The following is a 23,902-nucleotide window of genomic DNA, read 5'->3' on the forward strand; positions in this document are numbered from 1 at the left end:
AAATCAATAATTACAATGCAATTTACCCGAAAGGGAATCAGAAAAAATCAAAGGGATAAACCAGCCTAATTTTTATTAAAAGTGGATAATTCAGGCAAAATAAAAGAGCTGGTTATTAAACAGCTCTTTTTTCTAGAATGGATAACCTATCGCTAGGTTAAACACCAGATTATCTCTTCTCCAATCTCTGTCCCGTATGTCGATATATTTAAATACCCAACGGTCATCTTTAGGACGATATGGAACTCTAAATGGAATGGCAAAGTCTGTACGGATAATCAAGAAATCTAAATCTAACCTTAATCCTAAACCACCACCAACAGCTAACTCACTTAAGAAAGCCTTACTGAAACGACCTCCAGGTTTATTTTCATCTTTGTTTTGCAACCATACGTTACCCGCATCGATAAAAGCGGCCCAATGTAGCATTCCTGCAATCTTGGCTCTATATTCCGTGTTCAATTCTAGTTTATAGTCACCAGTTTGGTCAGCAAAAAAGTTTTCCTCTCCCAAGTTTTCCGGTAGGGATGAACCCGGTCCGACCGCACGTGCCCTGAAAGCCCTTAAACCATTGGGACCTCCAGTGAAATATTGCTTTAAATAAGGTAGAGAACGCGAGTTTCCGTAGGAATAACTCGTTCCGATCATTATCCTGGATGCCAAGGTTGAAGTAGGAGTAATCTTTAAATAATGCCTTAAATCAGCCTCTGCTTTAATAAATTGCGAATATGGAGTGCCAAATAGTTCCTTGATTTTTCCTTCATTATAGTTCGCCCCTTGAATCAGACCCAGGATATTTCCTGAGGTGTTCAACCCTGCTTTAGCATAGAAAGTATGCTTTTTGTTTTCCATCGTATTCGTAAAAGTGTACACGTAATTTGGACCAAAGGAGAATTGCGGGTCAACAATATGACGTAGGGTAGGAACGGTGTCCATCTGTGCCCTATATTCATCTGAAATACCACGAGGTTGAACATAGATGATCTCGGCAAGCGTTAGATTATGGTCTTTCTGCTGGTTTTCCTTCCATGCATAACCATAGTTTAAGGTCATTGAATTCAAGGTGTAGGCGGTCCTACGGTTCAGGAATTCATAACCCGCTTTTAAGAATGTCTTAGGGATATATTGTTTCCCTGGAGTCCATTTATAAGGAGAAAGCAAGCGCGGCCAGGTAATCCCTACTTCGGCACCATAACGGATATAGGAAGAATTTAAGTTTACATTTCCACCTGTTTGGGTCTCATACCCCCCAAAAACAGATACGGTTAAGTTCTCGAATCCTTTAAAAGCATTCTTTAGGGTCCAGTTGGCAGTTACTTCCGTACCATTATAAACGGCGGCAGTTTTACCCACCAGCTCCAAACGAATGGATTTTTTCTCCATTGGTGTCAAATAATAGTACACATCCAAATGATCGGTAGAATCAGGGCTATCCACAAATTCATTCTTTACGAATTTGAAAGTATTCAGGTTCACCAAATGATTGATGGTCATGTTATGGTTCCAACGGTTGTACATCTGTTCTGGTTCCAAAAAGAGGTGGTTGGCCAAAACTTTTTTACGGTATTTGTTCTGCGGGTCTATGATATAGAACTTATCATCATATTTCTCCACGCTCCTGGGAACCCTTCTTCTATTGGATCCAGCAGTTTCTTTATAATCTGCAAAAACATATACATTACCAATATGTTGCGGCTCCTTTGCTTGTCTAGGAGTTTCCGGTTTTACGGTCATGAACATGTCGACTTTATTGTCTCCAATTGTACTGTCCACTTCAACCAATAAATTATCGGGACTAAAATAATAATAACCCTGTTCCTTCAATTTATTGTCAATCCGGTCTCTTTCGTTCAAGATAACATCCAGGTTATAGTTGTTTCCAGGCTGCAACAAGGTCTGGTCTTTGGTACCGATGATGGATTTTCCCAAACGGCTATTGCTATCCACGTCAAATTTAACCTCATTGATCCTGTAGATCGGTCCTGGAAAGGCATCATATTGAATAGTGGCCATTTTACCATCGATAAGCGTGTCTGAGGTCACTCTCGCGGTAAAGAAACCCAGGTTTTCCATCTTATTCCTTAGCAGGTTTTCGTTGTATTCACGATTAACATCACTTAATAGGACAGGGGCTTCACCTTGTTTTTTCAACCAACGTCTCACGAAGTTATTGCTGGTATCTGGGCCGCCACCCATATTCCAAAGGCCAACCTTAAAGTAAACCCCTAATAGTTTACTGTTTGGCTTGGGCAATAAAGAGTTTTCCAAGAAAGTCTCAAAACCTTCTTTTCGCTCTTTAGGAATGGTATCATTATGGATGACAACATCACCTTCCTTATAGAATTTGTCCCCTTCAGCAATGTATTTTGTAGGATTACAGCTTGCGACAAGCAATAGTCCAAAGGAGTATGCAAATAGGTGCTTAATTTTCATTATTACCCCCTTCCTCTTCTTCATTTTTAATGGCAGACTTATTTGGTTCAATGGTATTTGTTGAAGTATCTCTATGTGTGCTATCTATAGGAAGGCCAGTGCTATCCGGCTGTGTTTTCAACTCTTCCTGTTTTCTCTCTTTTTCCCGTTCTTCCATGCGTTTTCTGAATTCAGGGCTATGGATCATCAAACTATCACGGATGACCATGCGAACAGAATCACGGTACACCGAATCAGTTTCCATCCTTTCCACATCAAATCTTCTTCTGAACCCACGGCTGTCGGTATTATAATATTCCTGTAGCGCTTTGGAATTCATAAACAATTCCCTGAATCTGTTGTAGCTCATATTGATGATAAAACCTATACCAGTCTCAACAAATTGCCCTTGTAGGGTGGCCTGATATTGATTTTTGCGGTAAACTCTCGCAAAGTAACGTCCATCTTTCGATAATTGATAATCTAGGGAAATATCACCTGCAATATTCGAAGCTTTTTCGCCTGGACGTGTATTTCCTTCTACCTCAAAGTTAGAACCTATCGTGATTTTCAAACGATCATCAAATAGCATCTTAGAGATACCAACATTGAGGTCGGTCCTTGTTTCCGCATTTCCGGTCAAGTAATCCTCTTCAGAATTCAAGTTGAAATCAAGCTCCACGCCCTTGATCAGGTCAGAGGCCAAATTGTTCAATTGACCCGTCAAGAATGAACTTACCGTACTTCTCACCATCGCTTCTGTTCCTCCTCCAGACAAACTTTCAAATGGATTAGCCGACATAAATCGACCCAAAGCAATCAAGGAGAAAACCTGTTTGTTTAATTCTGCAGGATCCTCACGCATATTTGAAAGGGCAATATTTACCTTACTTACCACATCTTGGGAAACTATGGCATTCTTTTCATCCAAATCGATATCGAAATTGATCTGCGGTTTAAACAGTTCGCCGGTCAATTTCAATAATACATTGAATGGAACCCTTTGTTTATAAAGGTTTTGGCTCTCAGAACCAATTTGGTTCTGTACCAATTCCAGTGTAGCGAATTTACCGGAGTAAAGAGCTGTAATGTCTAATCTGGCATCCAATGGATCTCCATTCCATGTAATGGTACTTCCTTTTTGGAAACTGAAATCCTTTGAAATAGGGCCGAAGGAGAAGGTATAGTCACCTTTTTCCACCGTAAAGGTTCCAGACATGGTGATTTTCTCATTGGCATCAATACTGGTATTGATTTCTGCAACCCCTTGAATATTTAATGCATCTTGCGTTCCTTCATCCAAGATTACCTTGAATTTTGCATCAGGGTCTGTGCTCAGGTTCAAGGCGATATCATATCCTGATAATTGACTTGATACCGTAGTCAAGGAATCGAGTTGAGCAAATACATTGGCTCTTGCAGTATCACTCTTATCCACGAATTTTACGACACCTTCGCGTTGAGCCACACCTGGATCGTCATTAGGCACAATAAAGTTGAAATCCGTCCGGTCATTGGCCTTGACATTACCGTCGATTCTTGGTTTATCCAAATCGCCTGTAATACGCAGGTTTGAAGTCACATACATCTTTCCAAAGAATAGATCATTGTCCAGACGTGTAGAGTTCATGACCTCGAAATCATCGGTAGTCAAGTTCAGGTTAAAGATAAAATCTGTATAGGTTGTCGTTTTGATAGTACCATTTAAGCGAGCAACATTGTTCTTGGAATCTACCAAATTAAACTGACGGAATGAAATCCCTTGATCATTAAAATAGATCTTTTGGTTATCCGCGCGCATATTGGAGTTCAACATAGATGCATTGATTATGGCATCATGGAAAGTCAGCTCACCATTGATCCTTGGCGCAGAAGTAGTTCCGGTTATTTTCAGCGCACCTGATAAATCCCCTTGAGCATCCCTCAGATTACCCAAACTGAAGGCTTGGATAGTTTGCATGCGCATTGGGTTAAGGTTCAGTGTAGCATCGATCTGCATATCTCCTTCTGGAGGAGAGATAACATCACCCACCAAATGAACGTCATTTCCGTTTTCCGTAATTCTGACATCGGCTGAATACGTATTTTCTTTGATGTTGTTCACCTTTAAGGCGACATTACCAATGGTATCTGTGCCAAAGAAGAATTTATCGATTGTCAAGTCGGAAACAAATACTGGAGAAGACTCAAACCTAGATACCGTTGCGTTTCCATTGATACCTCCACCAACTTTTAGCGTTTCAGATTGAAGCATCTCGGTGATGGTTTCAATTCTAAAATTGTTGAAGCTAAGGTCAATAGGGGCGTTGTAAGTGGAATCCTGCGATTGAATACGCAATTCCTGACCTTCATTGGACAGAACAAAGCCAGAAGCGCGAACACCTCTCTGTCCAAAACTGATAACATTGTTCGGTTCGATATCCCAGTCCTCATAGTTCAACATCAGTCCATCTTCTTTCAGGGAAAGATTATAGCTATTGTTGCCAACCAACATGGTCGCACCTAAATGATACTGTTCCTTATCTTCCTTGTCTTTGATCCACAGACCGAAATCAACATTGTTTTCTACCACACTACCACTGATAACCGTATTTCTAAGCTCAATATTGCTAACTAAGATATGGCCAATCAAGGCATTGTAATATAAAGTGCTGTCGGCTGTAATGATATCCACACCCACATTTTCTATCTCAGTACCGGCATAAGTGACCTTCGGTGCCAAGAGCTTGGCCATCAATGTCCGGTCTGTACTGTTGAAAGTTCCATCTAAGGTTACATCCTGAAGTTCTTCCAATTCAGGAAGGAAATCCCTAACGATCCTAGAACGATATAAGCGTGCTGAAAATTCAAATTGCTGTGGTGAATATTCATATTTCTGATGTATCCCCGAAGGATTATAGTAAGTCTGTATAATATCTGAAATGGAAGATCCCAGTTCAGTCAGTTTATAACTGCCCGTCAAATGGGCACTCATAAACTCTGAGTTTAATATCAAAGTATTTTTACCGGTATCAGCCTGGGCCGTCAGTGAAATCGTATCCAATGCATAGCGGTCCTTCTCATAGGCAATCGAAGAATTGGTTACCAATAATGCCCCGTTCAGATTATCCAAATCTAGGCTTTCAAAATCGGCCACAATCTTTCCATGGTATCGGACATCTTGATCCATTAATTTCAAATTCTTGAAATTAATGCTGTCAATCATCATTTCAGCATATAGTTTCGGAAATTGACCTCGCATATCTGCTTGTATATTGGCATCGAGATCAATGTTAGGGTCGGGACTGTTTATAGTACCTGCAATATCCCCTGAGCGCGCCGTGAGGTCAAAATCAATGTCCTTATAGCTATAGCCCATCGCATCAAATCGGTTCAGCGTACCTAATATATCGGCCTGCATGGTCTTTGGATCAAGGCCTGTTCCATTTACTTGGGCTTGTGCAGATACATAGCCTAAAACAGAATCCTGTTTCAGGAATTCGCCCAGGTTAAAATTGTCAACCGTCACAAAGGCATTATAGGTAGTATCTCTACCCATGTTCAACTTTCCATTAACCGTGGCATTTCCTTGCTCCGTAATCAATTTCATGTCGGTGTCAAAACCGTTCATGCCTCCTTTAAAGGTACCTGTCAAACTGATGTTCCTAGGTAATTGTATGCTATCAGGCAATAGGGAAGGAGCGATTAATTGATTGAGGTCGTTTCGGCCGGTAACCAATTTTTTCAGGTTCAGGTCAAGATACATTTTATCTACATCCGGAAGCCCCTTAATATGGGCGGTAGCTATTACATGGGTATTGTTCAAAGTTTTGAACTCAAAACGAGGAATGCGAAGGTCGTTCAATTTACCCATCACTTTACCATCAATATAAAAGCGCTTGTTCATTAAAGGCTTCATAACTTCCTCTTTTTCAAGGTCAGGAGCTAATAACCTAATGTCTTTCATATCAATATGACTCTTTTTGATATTGGCATTGATACTCATGGTCGCTGGATTGTTTGAAACAGCATCCAATGATGGATATGAAATGACAATTTCATCCTGAATCAGGGTATTTGGGGTTTCAAGCAATAGATCCTTGATGGTTGCTCCGGTATTGGTATAGACGAAATCACCCTTCAACATTTTTAGGTCAAAACCAGAATGGTCCTTTACCGTGAATCCTTTTAAATCACCTGAAATAGAGTCAGATGAATAATAGAGCCCATCTAATGCTCCGGCAATATCGGTAAGCTTAAGGTTAAAATAATCAATTCCCTTGGTCCTGGCTTCATTGTCATCCTTGAACCAGAAATTCGTCTTTTCAATGGCCAGTTTATCAACAGATACCTTCCAGTTGACTGAGGAGGTTGTGGTATCAGCCTTATCGTCAAAAGTGTGTTCTGTTGTTGTTTTTCCAAATAGAACCTCAGAATCGGATTGCGAAAGCTTGATTTCTTTCAGCTTTACGATTTCTTTGTTCAGGTCAATCTGATCAATATTACCAGCAAGGTTCTTAATGTCGAATTTGCTCTGCATATTGATCGCCTTATCATCATATCGGATAAAGATATTCTTCAGGTCTACCGTCTTGATATCTATATTTGGAAGTAGGGAGCTTTGTTCTACACTCTGATCGGTAATACCAAAATCTGATGCTTTAACGGAATCTTGCGAGCTGATTACTGCCCATTGCTTGATATCAGCAGATAAACCATCGATTTTTACATTTGGCATGCCAAATGCCATATTATTCGTCAGGTCAAATTTAGATACCCGAGTATCAAACTTATTTAAGTAAATATCTGCAGAAGTACCGATCACATCATCCTTATAGACAAATTTAATCCTTTCAAAAAGGACTTTGTCAATATCAAAGGTTAGGGCAGAAGAAGAGTCAGCGGTAGGTGTACTTTCCTTTTCTGAAGAAAACGCAGCTACAATATAATCAAAGTTAAAAGTACTATCAGGAAGCTTTCTGTTGATTTTGGCAGTAATCCCTTTTAACTGAAGTTCGTTGATTTCAACAGTGTTCTTTAATAATTTGAACATATTGATGTCGACCATCAGGGATTCTCCCGCGATGAGCGTGTCCTTCGATTCATCCGCAAAAAAGACATCGTTCAACTCCAGCTTTTTAGGGAAGTTGATATAGATATGGCCAATATCTACCTGAGTTCCAAGCTTGTTCTCTAAATAATTCGAAACCTTGCCAACCACATAGTTTTGAACTGAGGGAAGACGGATCAGAAAAATTAGAAGTAAAATTAAAGCTATTATGGACCCTATGATCCACAAGACCGTTTTTAATACAATTCGACCAAATCTATTCAAAGCCTGAAAAATATCCTTTTATAATTAATATTGTATCTCTTACTAACACCTATTAGCTGCATTTGTTTAATAATAAATCATTTTAATTGCAGCATAATTTTCCTGCAAATATATAGTTTGAAAAGGAAAATACCCTAGATTTCTTTATTGTCTTTCGGTGAATTAAAGCAAGGAATGTGCTGTATATTCTATTAATAATCAATTTGTTTACACTAAGTATTTTCATTTATGAATATTGAAATAACATTAAACTATTGTTTAAAAATTTTGAATTATTGATGTCTTATATTTCAGATTCCAAGTTCTATAATAAAAATAGCTTAGCCACTTTTGTAAAATTATAATATCGCTGTAGCGTTTCTCCTTCCATTTGTGAAACCTGTGCAATTTTTTCTTTTTACAGGGTTCATCAAGTGAATAAAAAGAAAGAATTCTTATATTTATATACCTACATCAATCTAAATTTTAAACATGAAAAGAAAAAACTTTATCACAACAATTCTAGTCGGAGCAAGTTCAGGAGCATTATTGAATTCTTGCGCAAATGAAGCATCTAATGCCAACAAAAGTTCAAATGCAGACTCTACTTCAGCGGCTACCACTTCAACGGCAGCAGCTACGCAACAGGATGAGCTGGGGTCGGGACTGATTGTACATAATGTGTATTTTTGGCTTAAAGAAGGGATCACTGCTGAGGAGGAGAAAGATTTCATGAACTTTTTTGAAGAACTAAAGAAAGTTCCAGGACCTAAAGCCTTGAGGTTCGGAAAACCTGCGCCTACAACAGCTCGCGATGTCGTAGACAACTCCTTTTCCTACTATTTATTGGTGACTTTCAATACCATGGATGATATCAATACGTACGAACATCACCCAATACATCTTGGAGCGGTTGATAAATTCAGTAAATATTGGACCAAAGTTCAGGTAAAGGATGCTATCCTGATGTAATCTTGACCGATAAAAATATAAAAGAGGCCGCTGGATTTCCCAACGGCCTCTTTCGTTCAGTAAAAAATCTAAGAAATTAGTGGACTTCAATATCCGTACTTTGTGTGTTTTCTTCTGTTTTTGCGGCCTCATTAGGGTCTTTATCTTCTGGTTTATCACTGCGTTCTACAGTAATTTTGCATTCAGTTAACAAAGCTGCTATCGCGCCTACTGCTGCAAAGATCGGAGCCAATACAACTCCAATTACACCTAAGGTTACTGGAAAGCTCATAATGTCTTTTCCGTGCTTATCAGCAATGCTGATCTTCGTAACGTTTCCTTCAGCGATTAAATCCTTGATTCTTTTTAATAAGTTCTCCCCAGTTACTGAGAATGTTTCTTTAATTGACATAGTTGTTCGTTTTTATTTGATATACAATTTGTTGCTAAGTTATTTTTGTTACTCAAAGATAAGACTTGTACAACTTTCTCTACTACGAGATTAGGTCAATCAATATATATTTTCGGTAATTGCCAATAAATAATCGGTGAAAATTCCATTCTTGGACTTACTTGCTTATTTCCTGGATGATGACCACAATCCCCATCAATAAAACAAACCAACCGAATGCAGGTTTCAATTTTTTTCCATCAATCTTTTGGCTCAGTTTTGAACCGATCAATATGCCTGCAATAGCAATTCCGGAAATGGTTAATAGGAAAGTCCAATTGATCAAATGGAAGTCTAATTTTCCAATGAAACCAAAAAGTGAATTCGCCGCAATGATCAATAGGGAAGTGCCTACAGCTTTTTTCATCGGCATTTGATTAAAGATGATCAATGCTGGAATAATCAAAAAACCTCCTCCAGCACCAACTAATCCGCTGATAAACCCTACAGCAGAACCTTGAAACAGCAATGGCAGGATACTTCGTCGACTTAATTTCTTAGACTCCTCTTCCTGGTTTCCTTTTATCATTTTCAACGCCGCAAACAACATCAGGACAGCAAATAGGAGCATGATTCCCATATTTTTGCTTACTGCAAAGCTGCCAACCTGAAACAAATGATTTGGGATAGACTCTATGACATATAACCGGGTCAAAAACACCGTAATAATGGAAGGTAGACCAAAATATAATGCCGTTTGAAAATCAACTAAATTATTTCGGAAATAGGGAATTGCTCCAACTGCAGAGGTAGATCCCACAATAAATAGGGAATAAGAAGTGGCCAATAATGGATCTATATGAAAAAGGTAAACCAAAACAGGTACAGTTAAAATACTGCCTCCACCACCAATCAATCCAAGGGAAATTCCAATTCCAATCGACGCAAAATATCCTAAATACTCCATAAATAAATTTTTCTTCCGCAAAGTTCAGGGAAAGATTTTTTGGAGTTAGTTACATTAGTTACATAGCTATGAAGCAGTTTTGCTCAGGATATGAGTAACTTTGGTTACTGAAAGACTTTTTTAAAGACCGTACTTTTGCACAAAATTTATTTAACGACTATGGATTTATTAATGGGGCCTTGGCCCTGGTACGTCGGCGGCTCATTGGTCGCCCTTATTATGCTGGCTTTAATTTTACTAGGTAGAACTTTTGGATTTTCATCCAATTTCAGAAACATCTGCGCCGTCTTAGGGGCAGGCAATTCCTGTAGCTTTTTTAAATTTGATTGGAAAAAACAGATCTGGAACCTGTTGTTCCTGCTAGGATCTGTGATTGGTGGCTTTCTTGCCGCACATTTTCTTTCCGACAATCAAATTCCTCAAATTTCCGAACAGACAGTTTCTGATCTGAAGGAATTAGGAATTGAAAGCGCCGGAAAAGCCTACTCCCCAACAGAAATCTTCGAAACCATAAGCGCTAAAAACATTGCCATCCTTGCAATTGGTGGTTTGCTGATCGGTTTCGGAACTCGATATGCTGGTGGATGTACTTCTGGACATGCAATCTCTGGATTGAGTGACTTACAATGGCCTTCACTGATTGCTGTTGTCGGATTTTTTATCGGTGGACTTGCCATGGTTCATTTATTCTTCCCCCTTATTTTTTAAGACATGAAAAAATTGATTTATATATTATTAGGCGTGGCTTTTGGTATTGTCATGTATAAAGCTGAAGCGGCATCATGGTTTCGCATCTATGAAATGTTCAGCTTTCAATCCTTTCACATGTTTGGATTTATGGCAACTGCTTTATTGATTGGCGTTCCTGCAGTACAATATTTGAAACGCAAAAAAGTGAAAAATGTCAATGGCGATGCAGTTTGCATTTCTCCGAAGGCTAAATCAATCCCTAGGTACCTCATTGGAGGAATTCTGTTTGGACTTGGATGGGCATTGGTGGGTGCATGTCCTGGGCCAGTTTTTGTGTTGATCGGTTCAGGTTTGTACAGCATGTTGATCGTTGCGGGTTTTGCAATCCTGGGAACCTATCTATATGGTCTTGTGAAAGATAAATTGCCTCATTAACAAATTGATGTGTAACAAAAGTAGCGGATACTGATTATTGATAGACCTAACTTTGTTGTATAAAATTTGTGATATGATAAAATTATTGACAGTACCAGAGTTTAAGGCTCAAATAAAAAATAATGACGTTCAACTCATCGATGTGAGAACTGAAATGGAATATTCATTAGGTAAGATTGATGGCTCTACGTTGATTAATGTCCAATCTTCTGATTTTATGGATCAGGCTAAAGAATACATTGATTTTAAAAAGCCAATCTTTATCTATTGCCGTTCTGGAGCTCGATCACATATGGCAGCCAAGATCTTGGAAAACATGGGGGCAAAAGAAATTTTCGATCTACAAGGAGGATTTTTATCTTGGAGCCAAAACAATAAGTAAGAAACATTAACTTAACAGAATTATAAATTTAATATTTTAAAGGAATACTATGTTTTTTCAACAAGTTTATGATAAAACCTTAGCTCAAGCCAGTTTTTTTATTGGCTGCCAAGCTAAAAATGAAGCAATTGTAATTGATGCAAAAAGGGATATAGATACCTATTTGGAAATTGCAAAGCAAAATAACATGAAGATTACGCACATTGCTGAAACACATATTCATGCTGATTTCCTTGCTGGTTCTCGCGAACTGGCAGAAGTAACCGGTGCTAAATTATATCTTTCTGATGAAGGTGGTGAGAATTGGCAATATGAATTCCCTCATGAAGGGCTGAAAGAAGGCGATGTCATCAAAGTGGGTAACCTAAGTTTAGAGGTTATGCATACCCCAGGTCATACACCTGAAAGCATCAGCTTTTTGTTAAGGGATCATCCTGCTTCCGAAGAGCCTGTAATGATTTTTACCGGAGACTTCGTCTTCGTAGGTGATATCGGTAGACCTGACCTGTTGGAGGAAGCTGCTGGTCTGGTTGGTACCAAGGAAATTGGCGCCCAGCAAATGTTTGAATCATTGAAAAAGTTTGCTGCTTTACCTGATTACGTGCAAGTATGGCCAGGCCATGGTGCCGGATCAGCTTGTGGTAAAGCCTTAGGTGCGGTTCCCAGCAGTACTGTGGGCTATGAAAAAATCAGAAACTGGGCTTTCCAATTCGGAGATGACTACGAAGGATTTAAGAACTACCTATTGAGTGACCAACCTGAAGCCCCTGTTTACTTTGCCATGATGAAGAAATTGAACAAGGTAGACAGACCTCTGTTGGTTGAAGTTCCTGAGCATCCTACCTTATCGGTAGAAGAAGTTGAAAAAATGGAAGATATCACCTTAATCGATACTCGCCATAAAACCGAATTTGCAAAAGGACACTTAAAGGACTCCATCAATATTCAAAACAATAATTCCTTGGCAAATTGGGCCGGATGGATGATTGACTATGATGAAAACATGGTCATGATAGCTGACGAAGGCAACCAAGAAGAGATTACAAGAAAATTGATGCGAATCGGTTTAGATAACATCAAAGGTTTTGTGACTGACTTGGAAACAGCAGAACTGGAAAAAACCAAGCTTGTCGATGCGGATACGGTTGAAGCGATGAAAGATAATGCCGACACGGTATTACTGGACGTACGCGGTTCCTCTGAATTCAAAGCTGAACATATCCCTGGAGCAGAACATCGTTTTGTGGGCTCTTTTAGAAAGAAATTGCCTACAGATATCAAAGATAAAAAGATCATTATTCAATGTCAATCTGGAGACAGAGCTACTATTGCAGCTTCTTACCTAGAAAAAAATGGTTTCGATCAAGTTTATAATTACGCCGGTAGTTTTATTGACTGGAAAAACCAAGGTAAAGAAACAACAAAATAGTATATTTGAGTATGAGTCTAATAGAAAACGCTTATACCGGAATATTAGAACCCGCCTTAATTGAAGAAATTGAGGCGGTTGCTACTTTAAAGACCTTTCAGTCTGGTGATATTATCATTGATATCGGTCAATATATCCGTTCCATGCCATTGCTGTTGACAGGTGCGATTAAGATCATGAGGGAGGATGAAAAGGAAGGGGAGCTGTTACTTTATTATTTAGCAAAGGGTGAAACTTGCACCATGTCGATTGCCTGTTGTTTAGGTAACAAAAAAAGTGAAATCAGGGCTCAAGCTGAAATGGAAACAGCGGTAGCCATGATCCCTAATCAATACCTCAATGAATGGCTTGTCAAATATAGTTCTTGGAGAAGCTTTATCCTCAATAGTTACTCCTCCAGAATGAATGAAATGCTTGGTGCTATCGATAACCTGGCATTTTCTAAAATGGAAGATCGCATCATGAACTATCTAAAAGAGAAAGTAAAACTTACTGAAGATAGAATTCTAACAGTTACTCACCAGGATATAGCTTTAGACCTAAATACTTCACGTGTGGTGGTCTCAAGGATCCTTAAGAAGCTGGAAAATGAAGATAAGATCGTGTTACTTCGGAATGAAATAAGGGTGTTAGTATAAAAGCTAGCGCTCTATTAAGAATAATAATAGGGACAAGTGATAATAGGAAATGTTTTTATGTTTGAATACCTTTTTCAACGTAGAGATTGCCTTAGATCTTGAAAAATAAACATTACTGGCAGTTGTCCCTAATTCCTCACAGATCTCTGCCGTTTCCTTACCCTCCAATACCGATAACTGAATTATTTTTCCCTGCTGTTTCGGTAATTTCTCAATCTCTTTTACAATCAATTCAATCAACTCGGTATAGATGATCTTGCTCAGGATGCTTTCCTCACCTGATTCTAAGTCAATCAACCATTCTTCATCATGCTGAAGTTGATTTCTTTTCAATTTCAAATGGTCCAAACATTCGTTCCTTGTAACAAGGTAGAGGAAGGATTTAATGCTTTCCTCGGCATGAAAGTTCTCCTTCTTTTCCCATAACTTAAAAAATGCCTCAGAAACAATCTCTCTAGCAATGTCCCTGTCCTTGATAATTTTGAAGGCATAGAAGTGCAAGGCATGGCTGTATTGATCCATGAAGTAGCATAAAGAAGATTCTTTACCCTGCTGTAAGCCATTGACTTCCTTGTCAAAATTATTCATGTTGTGATTTGATAGGCAATATTAAAATGGTCAATATAAATTTAATGTTAATTTGACAAATAAAAAAGTTTAAAGCAATTTTTTAAGCAATAAAATAGAAAGAAATTAGCCTATTTTAAATTATTTACAAAAACTATCCATAAACAGTAACGGGAATCACTGAGGTTTTAGGATAAAAAATCGAGATCTGCTTCCGCAGACCTCGATTCCTCAATTATAATATAATGACTCTAACAAAACTTACTCATTTTCAATTTTAGACAACCCAAAATTCTCAAGTCTGTCGTCTACTGTCTTATGTCTATTGTCTTTTGTCTTTAAATAGCTTTAAAGTTCCAGAACCATGCAGTTCCCCATGCACCTACGCCAGGTTCAGGATAGCTTAATACAATTTCTGAATCATTAATGATCAAGATGTCATATTCATAGACAGGTGCATTTCCCTCATTTGGGGATTTACCACAAAGGACAGTCACCCCTTTGGTGGTTAATTTTCCTTTGGCCCAAACGGTTCCATCGTCCAAGGTTACTTTCTTGCCCATGTCAAAAGAAAAACTTCCCACTTCTTGTTGCCCTGTAGATTTTACTTTGGTCAATTTCGCTCCACGAAGGGAAAAGATCATTTTTGCGCCTTTTCCCTCTCCAGGAGCCTGACCATCTATATCGGCCTCTTTCAAGGTCCACCATGCTGGACCATTGCTGCCCATATAACCTCCATTTCCCCAAACTGCAGGTTTGGTCGTATCCCATACCCAAGTCTTGTCCTTACCATCGGTTAGCATTCCCCATTCCAAAGGAACAGCAAATGACAACTCATCAACAGTGACTTTCAGGGACTTACTGATCTTACTGCCATCAGGGTTTAGACCTGTAAAGATGATTTCATTTTCTCCGGTAGAAACTAGAAGAACTGTATCCGTTTTCTTTTGTGTTACGCCGGTTCCATAATCCCAGGAGGATAGGACCGGACTATTGTTGTTGACTACTACCTTATTGCTCTTTTTACCATTTACGGTCAGAACAGTGGCAGAGATATCCAGTTGCTCAGCTGCAATGGCCGAACCCAATTCCATTCGATCTTCTATAGGTTCACAACCCAATAACAAGGCAAATGAAATCGAAAATATGATGATATTGATTAAATTTCTCATTTGTTTAAGTTTATTGATTACCAACCTGGGAACTCATTGCTTGAATCTCCCCAACCTTTATTTTGAACCAATACGCCTTCTGAAAGCGCAATCTGCGAACTTGGAATTGGCCAAAAACCGCCCGTAGCATCAAAACGCGCCTTATATCCACCGCCAAATCCCTTCATTTTCGTATCGATCCCTTTGTTTTTGATGTCCACACCTTCTTGTTTTGCCAAGGCAGTACTAGCATCATTCCAACGCATCAAATCAAAATAGCGTAAGCCTTCAAATGATAGCTCCCAACGACGTTCTTTTTTTAGGGCAGCCAATGAATAAGCTACTGGTGTCAATTTTGCCCTCGCTCTTACTCGGTTTAGGTTAGTTGCGGTCTCCGTCAACTCAGCATGCATTAGCAATACATCTGCAAACCTGATTAATGCCAGGTCCTGGGTATGCGCAAGTTGCATTTCAGATTGTGCGGCATTGGCCAAGATAGCATAGGATGGGAGTAGTGCGCCGCTTTCCTTGTCATAGGCTGTAATGGATATGTATTTCTTCTGCCAAAAACCCGTTTCTTCCATTTGGTTGTCGGCCCCAAAGATATAGGAGTCCACATCAGCTGTCGCATTGATGATGGAACCTTCACGTCTTACATCAGTTGGTTCGGCCTGTTTCCATTCGTTCCATAGGTTGCTGTTCACTGGTCCTGCTCCCCAGCCTTGGCCAAATGGGAATGTTCCAGCTAAACCGTTGTTAGAACGCAATCCAAAGTGTAAGTTGTATTGATTGGAATAACCCAAATTGTACTGATCTCCCCAATCAACCAAGGTGCCGAATTTCACTGCAAATACAGTTTCCTTATGGCCTTCGCCTTCATACTTAAGGTTGTTATCCTTTGCGTATTTATAGTCCAACTTGGTGAACTCATTGGAATACGGCCACAGATTCCTGAAATCACTTACCAGGTCATGACCGCTGTTTTTGATACAATCATCTAACCATTGAATGACCTGTGCTTTGGTTACCGATCCACCAGATGCTAAAGGAAGATCTGCTTTTTTATAATATCCAGTGTAAAAAAGGAAAACTCTAGCCATCAATGCTTCTGCTGCCCATTTGGTCGCATGACCCGAAGGGATTGAATTATAGGGCGTTGCTGGCATCAAGCTGATCGCGGTCTTCAAATCCTCAGCAATCAATGCATAAGTCTCTGCTGCTGGGTTTTTAGGGATATTGGTAACTTGAGTACTGGTCACTAAAGGAACCTCACCAAACATTTGGGAGAGTTCGAAATAATATAAGGCCCTTAAAAAATGAACCTCACCAAGAACTTGATTCTTCTGTCCTTCGTTGGTCCAACCTTGAACCTGATCCAATGTTTCCAATGCCGTATTGGCCCTGAAGATCCCTTGGTATCTTGCAGTCCAAAACGTCAAGAAACGGTCGGGCTGGGTATTCATCAGATGATCTAAACCTTGCATATCGCGGTCATTCTCACCACCACCGCCAAAACGGTCGTCTGAAGCCAGTTCAGCCATATAGAAATGTGTATTCGCTACATTCGAAATTGCTGCACTTAAACTGGAGTAAATGCCTGTAAGCATGGAGTTTGCGTCCGATACATTGACCGGAAAATTCGCTGTATTTTTCTTATCGTAACTCTCAGAATCTAGAAACTTTTCACAAGAACTAAGAAATCCTACAGCCATCAATAATAATATCGTCTTTTTCATGATTGCAATTAAAATTTAAGGTTTAAACCAAACATTATAGTTCTAGGCTGTGGATAGAATCCTAAATCAATTCCAGTAACCCATGATTTATCATATCCATAACCAATTTCTGGATCCATTCCGCTGTATTTGGTAAATGTATACAGGTTCTGAACCGTTCCATATAAACGGATCTGGCTGAATGGTGATTTATTCCATAATTTGGAGAAATCATAGCCTACAGTAATGTTTTGGATCTTCACAAAATCGGCATCTTCGATATAGATATCAGAAATATATTGGTTATTGGTATGGCTACCACTGGTTAAGCGTGGTAATTTGTTGGAGGTTCCTTCTCCATGCCATCTTTCAAAAATCTCAGTCGTATAGTTCTGTAATGGACTGTCAGCAAATGAACGGTAAGATTTTGCAATCTGATGTCCAAATGAACCATGAGCAGTAATGCCCAAATCAAATCCCTTGTAACCCAAGCTGATGTTCATACCACCACTAAAGTCAGGATGTGGGTTACCGATCATCATTTTATCCTCATCAGTAATTGCACCGTCCATGTTTGCATCAACAAAAGCCACATCGCCAGGTTGTGCGGTAGGTAATACGCCTTTTCCAGCAGCACGCCATGCATCAATCTGATCTTGGTTTTGGAAGATACCATCAGTCTTGAATCCATAGAAATAGCCTATTGGAAAACCGACTTGAGCACGGTACATCTCTTTTGTTCCTTGACTCAGTACATTTTCTTCACCGTGGATAATTCCTTCTGAATTGGCGATACGAACAACTTCATTTTTGTTATAGGCACCATTCAATCCGATGCTATAATTGAAATTATCATTTCTATCTGACCAGTTCAATCCAAGTTCAAATCCTTTGTTAACGATGTCACCACCATTGATAAATGGGGCAGAGGTTCCATAGATCGCTAGTACCGGAGCTTGAACTAACCAATCCACCGTTGATTTTTTATACCAATCGAAGACTACCGATAATTTGTTGTCTACAAACCTGGAATCTAAACCTACGTTGATCTGTTCGGAAGTTTCCCAACTCACATCTGGATTAGGAAGAATATCTGGATATGCTCCGCGAAGAAGCGTATTCATGTTATTGCCAAAGTAATAGCCGTTTTTATTGTTAATGGCAATGGTAGCCAAGTATTGAAACGGTGAAATGCTTGCATTACCATTTTGTCCCCAGCTTGCTCTCAATTTGAAGAAATTGATGCTTTCATTTCCTTTTAGGAAATCTTCATTGCTCACTACCCAACCCACAGATGCCGATGGGAAATATCCCCAACGCTTTCCAGGAGCGAAATTAGATGAACCATCCGCTCTTAGGGTTAAAGTAGCCATATAGGTCTCATTGTAGTTGTAGTTGATACGTCCAAAAACAGAGGCAATGGAACCCATTGGCCAATGAACACCATTCACGGTTGGAATAAATCCATCGTATCCTTGTCCATTGCTGACCCATGCTTTATCCCATTGGCCAGGGAATGAGGAGTTAGAGGTCGATACACTTAGGTCTTCCCCAATACCACTTTTCTCCATGGATTGACCGGCTACAACATCAAATTGATGACCTGTAATCGGTTCAAAATGGTAGCTTAAAGTGTTTTCTAAAACCCAATTATATCCTACAGATTGGTTCTGACTGATGTCATCTACCGCATTTTGAACCGTGGTAGATAGGTTATAAACATCCGTATATTGCCTGTAGGTCGATGCACTCATTCTATATCCAAAATTTGACTTGAATATCAAGTTCTTGATAGGCTGGACCTCTATATAGGCATTGGCAAATAAGCTATGGCTTTTTGCTTTATTCTGACCTCTACGGAAGACCATCTCCGCCATAGGGTTGGAAATAGCTCCATCCAATGCCCATTTATCTGCTACTTTGCTCGGTTGATCATAATATCCCCCATTTTCATTGAATGCAGGCAATAATGGATTGCCTACAAGCATGTTATGAACGTCATTCCAATAGATGTTACCAATACCGATTCCTGAGCGGTTGTTGTAACCGTAATTAATGTTCTCTCCAATTTTGATGATATTGAATTCATCATTTTTCAATAGGATATGGTCTGAATTAATCCGAACGGTATGTCTTTGGAAATCAGGTTGAACTGGTTTTCCAATGATCCCTTCACGATTGGTTATGGAATATCCCATAGAGAATTTTGACTGTTCATTTCCTCCCATGAGGTTTAAGGATGTATTCTGTAAAATAGCATTGTCATTATGGATCTCTTTCATCCAGTTGGTGCCATTCCAGGTTCCATCTTGAATTTGTTGATATTGTTTAGGAATAAGGTTTGCCCAGTCATAAGGAGCTCCACCCTCATTAAAGCGACGTTCATCTTGGATCGTCATATATTCTTTTGCTGTTAATAGGGAAGGCAGTTTATAGGCATTTTGGAAACCTAAATAGTTATCAATATGCAAGGACATTTTTCCATCCTTACCTTGCTTGGTAGTGACCAAAACAACCCCATTTGCAGCTCTTGCTCCATAAATGGCTGCAGAGGCAGCGTCTTTTAATACGTCGATACGCTCAATATCCGAAGGGTTCAGCATATTGATGTCTCCACCGGCAATTCCGTCAATGACATATAAAGGGCTTGAGTTACCAATGGTTCCTAGACCGCGGATCGTTACTTTGAAGCTTTCACCCGGCATCCCTGAACTTTGGGTAATCTGCACTCCCGGAGATTGACTTTGTAGGGCCTCCAAGATACTTGGGGTGCTTAATTTCTCAAGATCTTCTCCTTTTACCTCAATGGTTGCTCCTGTAGTCAATTTCTTCTTTTGGGTACCATATCCAACAACCACAATCTCATCTAAGTCACCTAATTCTTCTTTTAGGATGATATTGATGTTCTGTTGATTGCCAATACTAACTTCTGATTTCAAGAAACCTATGTAGCTCACGATCAAGGTTATATTGTTACCATTAACCTCTAAGGAGAAGTTTCCGTTTGCATCCGTCGATGTGCCGTTGTTGCTGCCTTTTACGACTACGGAGGCACCTTGAATAGCATTTCCAGACTCATCGCTTACCTTTCCGCTGATGCGTCTCTGTTGGGCGGATCTGTTTTCTGCCGTAGAAACTTGGTTTCCTAAGGTTGGTTTTTCTGATCGACGTAGGATGATCGTGCCATCAACCAATTCCCAGGAAATAGGTTTCCCGGTAAATAGATTCGTCAAGGCCGTTTCAAGTTTTTCATCCTTGATGTCTGCATTGATCTTGGTATTTGCAATGTCTTTGCCGTTCAAGAAAAATGGAATGCCACTCTGTTTCTGAATGGATTGCATTACTTGAACCAATGGTGAGTTCTTTGCTTTTATGCTGACATGCTGTGCATAGCTGCTCGCATATACTTGAACTACACTTAGGACAGTCAATAAAAAGGTTAATTTCATGGTCAATACCCAGTGTTTTAATTTAGGTATGGCAGACCTACTGCCATAATCAAATTGTTGTATAAAAATCATATTTTTGTACAATTAGGATTTTAAATGATTAAGGTTTACTATCAGTTTACTGTATTCTTGAGATCCTCATTTATAGCCGAACATTGGTGTGAGAGACCATGTTCGGTTTTTTATGATGATCACCCTAAATGGGAATTGTGTAATGGTTTCTTTTCATAATTTGTTTAGTTTATTAAATGATGATTAGTTTATAAGTACTTCCTTTTTGTTTCAATTTGAATTTCACGCCACTCTTCTCAATCAAGCGAATGACCTCAGCCAAGTTTTTGTCCCGACCGATTTCTCCATAGAAATAGGTAGCAGGGATATTTCCTTGGTACTCCACCTGTATGTCATACCAGCGGCTCAAGCCTTTCATCACATCCCTCAACTCCGTTTCATAGAACATGAATTTATTGTTCTTCCAGGCAATAAAGCTCTCAACATCCACCGTTCTTTTGCTTAGACCACTTGCTGTATTGATCGCTTGTTGATTGGGCGTCAGGCTTACTTTGCCAGAGGCGGAATGGATATTGATGGAACCTTCTACCAAGGTAGAAATGGTTTGGGCCTCATCTGGGTATGCCGAAACATTGAATTGTGTTCCCGTTACTTCAATGGTCTGCGCACTACTGATTACCTCAAAGGGGACTCTTTTGTTGTTCTTGTTCAGCTTCGCAACTTCAAAATAACCTTCACCTTCAAGTTTTACCGTCCTTCGATTTGGCTCAAATGCCAAAGGATATTCCAATTTGGACATGGAGTTTAACCATACCTTGCTGCCATCTGGCAATACAATCTGATATTTACCTCCTTTAGGAACATTGATCGTCGCCATGATCTTGCTGAGGTCTTTTTTATCTACAGCAAGGAGTGGGGTGCCATCAGAATATTCCAAATCCTGGTCTATTACTATCCCATCTTTGTCACTTCGTAGGTTTATCGTCCTTCCATCAGATAACTTTAATTCTGCTTTATTGGAACCTGGTAATACGGACGATAGTTCTGCATCGATTTCTGTAAAATCAGGCGTACGATAATGATAAAAAGAATATCCTATTCCCAGCATCAGGACAATGGCGGCAGCATAATACAACCAGGTCCGTTTCTTATAACGGATAGGTTTTGCTTCGGCATTCCTGATTTTTTGTAAGGTATCGGACTTCATGTCTTCCAGCCATTCTGCATGGTCTGATTGGTTTAGGTTTACCCATACCAAAGCATCCTCAAACAATTCATCATCGGTCAATAGTTTTTTGAAGAATGCTTCATGTTCTGGCTTTTCCTTTATCCATTGGTCTAATCGGACACTCTCAAGCGAACTGATATTCCCCTCAATGTATTTTTTGATTAATGCAGCTACTTCTCTGGAAGTTTTCATTTTGTTTATAATGGTCGTTGGAGCTAAAACGAACATCTAGGTCAAACCTTAGTAACTTTTTTAAAATATTTTTTATTTCCTCCCAGAAGCCATAACTTTGCACCTATGCTTAACACAACAATCGGGTTCAATCAGCAATTCCCCCTTATCGCTAAGGTATTAGGGATAGTATTGCTGTTTGTATTAACCTCCTGTCCGATTAAGGCATCAATCAAGCAAAATCTGTATCAGGATACCAAAACTGAAAGCAGAAGCAACAAATCAGCAAAGCCTGATTCTTGGATTGACTACGAAACGGTAGATTGTAGCGTTGCGAATGAGCAAATCAAAGCTCATGATCTCGTGGTTAAAGATTTTCAAGTACAGCCCGCTGTATTTGCTTTGTTTAGCCTTGCCTTAATCCTTTTTTCTTTCCTGCCTAGGAAAGAAGTAAAAAACTACCATTGGAATTCCCAAAAGACAAATTCCAATGACCTATTCCTTCAATTCCGTCGATTAAACTTATAGAATTGCTATCCTGACATCTGTTTGTCATTCTGACAAATGTATGTTGGCCTGGAAATGGACTGTCTTGTCCTTTCCTAAATTTTCTGTGCAGTGGCATGGCCAAGCCATTCAATCAATTCAAATTTTAATATTTAATATGGGTTTAAAATTAAATAGCCTATTGATCCTGCTGGGGATGTTTTTTGCCATGGATAGCCATGCCCAAAACCTGCAAGATCTCTGGGACAAAACAAGGAATTATTACAAAGGATTTGAAGTTCAGAAACAACAGATCCTATTGGCAAAACAGGATAGTATTGCCCAACAGATAAAATACAAACCGCAAGTTCAAGCGCAATTCCAACAAGGGTTTAGCTCCGTAGAAGGGACTTCAGGTGCTTTTCTTCCGCTACCCGGAATTATGAATATTTCCGGTCCTAATCAATTGGATGGAGCTTCCGCCACCTTTAATCATTTCCTTTCCGGTAGTATGAACTGGGATTTGATCAACTTCGGAAGAAAAGCGCTTGACAAGGACATATCCAGTACCAAGGTTGACTATTCCAAACTGAAAGAACAGGATTTCTCTTACAACGTCCAACAAAAGTTGAGCAGACGCTATATCGAATTCCTGTTTTTCCAGGTAATGGATGATTGGTACAAAAAACATAGCGAACGCTATCAGTCTATTTTGGAGATTACCAAAGGCCTTGCGCGTGCAGGAATTGTTCCTGGAGCAGATACCTTATTGGCTACCTCATCGCTAAAGAATGTAGAAAGTAACTTGCTTCAAATCCAAGGGAAATTAAATGGCGCCAAGATCTTGTTGAAAGAATTTACCAACGAAGAGGTAGTAAGTGTCGGAAATTCCAGTCCGGAAGCTTTTTTACAGGTAATAGGGAGTCAACAAACCAATGCGGTTGAACATCCATTGCTGATGATGAAAAAGAAAGAAGAGGAATCATTGACCCTCTTGGAAAAAAAACAGGGAAAAGAACTTTTTCCTCGAGTGATGTTATTGGGAGGATTGGCCAATAGGAGCTCAGGTATTACAGCCAATGGATATGTGAATGCCAACTACAGTGAAATCTATAATGATTTTGCCAATAATTATTTTGTAGGTGTTGGTGTAACCTGGAATCTTCAGGATATGTTTAGATCCAAATCGGATAAGAAGCAATTCAACATAAAACTTCAGAACAATCTATATGAACAGGAACTGCTACAGAATGAAATAAGCAGCAACCTCAATCAGCTGAATGCCGAAATATCAGCGGCTGCTGAGGGCATTGAAGAATCAAATATCAGTAGACAACAGGCAGAAGATGCCTATCAGCTCTATAAGGCACGCTATGAAGGTGGATTAATAAACCTTTCGGAGCTCTTGCAAGTTCAGGAAATCCTGCTTCAGACAGAAAGACAGAACCTGACGGCTTATTTGAATTACTGGAACCTGATGGTCAATAAAAGCTATCAACAAGCGGATTTCAGTCAGTTGTTTACTCACTTTTAAA

General features: G+C 39.4%; 17 protein-coding genes. 8 read left to right on the top strand and 9 right to left on the bottom strand.

Annotated elements, in window-relative coordinates; translation table 11 throughout:
* Positions 1 to 132: 132 nt before the first annotated feature.
* Together tamL and ACWIB3_RS04780 are read right to left on the bottom strand one after the other, a co-directional pair.
* Positions 133 to 2,433 (bottom strand): translocation and assembly module lipoprotein TamL, encoded by a 2,301-nt coding sequence (gene tamL / locus ACWIB3_RS04775; protein ID WP_454291038.1) that lies wholly within the window; start codon positions 2,431 to 2,433, stop codon positions 133 to 135.
* The gene (locus tag ACWIB3_RS04780; RefSeq protein WP_454291039.1) at positions 2,423 to 7,726 is read right to left on the bottom strand and encodes a translocation/assembly module TamB domain-containing protein; all 5,304 of its coding nucleotides are present in this window, start codon (positions 7,724 to 7,726) and stop codon (positions 2,423 to 2,425) included. Before ACWIB3_RS04780 ends, tamL begins: the two co-directional genes overlap by 11 nt.
* Positions 7,727 to 8,197: 471 nt before the next feature.
* Here ACWIB3_RS04780 and ACWIB3_RS04785 point away from each other — a divergent pair, with 471 nt between their 5' ends.
* Positions 8,198 to 8,677 (top strand): Dabb family protein, encoded by a 480-nt coding sequence (locus ACWIB3_RS04785; protein ID WP_454291040.1) that lies wholly within the window; start codon positions 8,198 to 8,200, stop codon positions 8,675 to 8,677.
* Positions 8,678 to 8,753: 76 nt separating this feature from the next.
* Here the strand turns inward: ACWIB3_RS04785 and ACWIB3_RS04790 are convergent, their stop codons facing one another.
* Together ACWIB3_RS04790 and ACWIB3_RS04795 are read right to left on the bottom strand one after the other, a co-directional pair.
* Complete coding sequence (locus ACWIB3_RS04790) at positions 8,754 to 9,068, bottom strand: DUF4342 domain-containing protein (protein WP_185213593.1); 315 nt, start codon at positions 9,066 to 9,068, stop codon at positions 8,754 to 8,756.
* Positions 9,069 to 9,225: 157 nt separating this feature from the next.
* Positions 9,226 to 10,014: a sulfite exporter TauE/SafE family protein gene (locus ACWIB3_RS04795; protein WP_454291041.1), complete on the bottom strand. Its 789-nt coding sequence runs from the start codon at positions 10,012 to 10,014 to the stop codon at positions 9,226 to 9,228.
* 159 nt (positions 10,015 to 10,173) lie between these two features.
* Here ACWIB3_RS04795 and ACWIB3_RS04800 point away from each other — a divergent pair, with 159 nt between their 5' ends.
* From ACWIB3_RS04800 to ACWIB3_RS04820, 5 genes are all read left to right on the top strand, one after another.
* Positions 10,174 to 10,722, top strand: coding sequence for a YeeE/YedE family protein (locus tag ACWIB3_RS04800; RefSeq protein WP_454291042.1), 549 nt, complete (start codon positions 10,174 to 10,176; stop codon positions 10,720 to 10,722).
* Between the two features lie 3 nt (positions 10,723 to 10,725).
* Positions 10,726 to 11,139 (top strand): DUF6691 family protein, encoded by a 414-nt coding sequence (locus ACWIB3_RS04805; RefSeq protein WP_185213596.1) that lies wholly within the window; start codon positions 10,726 to 10,728, stop codon positions 11,137 to 11,139.
* 73 nt (positions 11,140 to 11,212) lie between these two features.
* A complete protein-coding gene (locus tag ACWIB3_RS04810) occupies positions 11,213 to 11,521 on the top strand; it encodes a rhodanese-like domain-containing protein (RefSeq protein ID WP_185213597.1) in 309 nt (102 codons plus the stop codon).
* A gap of 49 nt (positions 11,522 to 11,570) precedes the next feature.
* Positions 11,571 to 12,950 carry an MBL fold metallo-hydrolase gene (locus tag ACWIB3_RS04815; protein WP_454291043.1) on the top strand — a complete coding sequence of 460 codons (1,380 nt, stop codon included), beginning with the start codon at positions 11,571 to 11,573 and terminating at the stop codon, positions 12,948 to 12,950.
* 11 nt (positions 12,951 to 12,961) lie between these two features.
* Positions 12,962 to 13,588: a Crp/Fnr family transcriptional regulator gene (locus ACWIB3_RS04820; RefSeq protein ID WP_185217252.1), complete on the top strand. Its 627-nt coding sequence runs from the start codon at positions 12,962 to 12,964 to the stop codon at positions 13,586 to 13,588.
* Between the two features lie 3 nt (positions 13,589 to 13,591).
* Here ACWIB3_RS04820 and ACWIB3_RS04825 read toward each other — a convergent pair whose 3' ends face one another.
* The 5 genes from ACWIB3_RS04825 to ACWIB3_RS04845 form a co-directional block, all read right to left on the bottom strand.
* Positions 13,592 to 14,176, bottom strand: a complete 585-nt coding sequence (locus ACWIB3_RS04825) for an RNA polymerase sigma factor (protein ID WP_454291044.1) — start codon at positions 14,174 to 14,176, stop codon at positions 13,592 to 13,594.
* A 317-nt stretch (positions 14,177 to 14,493) separates the two neighbouring features.
* Positions 14,494 to 15,327, bottom strand: a complete 834-nt coding sequence (locus tag ACWIB3_RS04830; RefSeq protein WP_185213601.1) for a hypothetical protein — start codon at positions 15,325 to 15,327, stop codon at positions 14,494 to 14,496.
* A gap of 17 nt (positions 15,328 to 15,344) precedes the next feature.
* Complete coding sequence (locus ACWIB3_RS04835; protein WP_454291045.1) at positions 15,345 to 17,042, bottom strand: RagB/SusD family nutrient uptake outer membrane protein; 1,698 nt, start codon at positions 17,040 to 17,042, stop codon at positions 15,345 to 15,347.
* Between the two features lie 8 nt (positions 17,043 to 17,050).
* Positions 17,051 to 20,542, bottom strand: coding sequence for a TonB-dependent receptor (locus tag ACWIB3_RS04840; RefSeq protein ID WP_454291046.1), 3,492 nt, complete (start codon positions 20,540 to 20,542; stop codon positions 17,051 to 17,053).
* 172 nt (positions 20,543 to 20,714) lie between these two features.
* Complete coding sequence (locus ACWIB3_RS04845; protein ID WP_454291047.1) at positions 20,715 to 21,902, bottom strand: FecR family protein; 1,188 nt, start codon at positions 21,900 to 21,902, stop codon at positions 20,715 to 20,717.
* 105 nt (positions 21,903 to 22,007) lie between these two features.
* Between ACWIB3_RS04845 and ACWIB3_RS04850 the strand changes: the two genes are divergently transcribed.
* Together ACWIB3_RS04850 and ACWIB3_RS04855 are read left to right on the top strand one after the other, a co-directional pair.
* Positions 22,008 to 22,409, top strand: a complete 402-nt coding sequence (locus ACWIB3_RS04850) for a hypothetical protein (RefSeq protein ID WP_185217249.1) — start codon at positions 22,008 to 22,010, stop codon at positions 22,407 to 22,409.
* Positions 22,410 to 22,545: 136 nt separating this feature from the next.
* On the top strand, positions 22,546 to 23,901 hold the full coding sequence (locus tag ACWIB3_RS04855; protein WP_185217248.1) for a TolC family protein: 1,356 nt from the start codon (positions 22,546 to 22,548) through the stop codon (positions 23,899 to 23,901).
* Position 23,902 lies beyond the last annotated feature (1 nt).

The sequence above is a fragment of the Sphingobacterium sp. NPDC055431 genome (assembly GCF_053644255.1).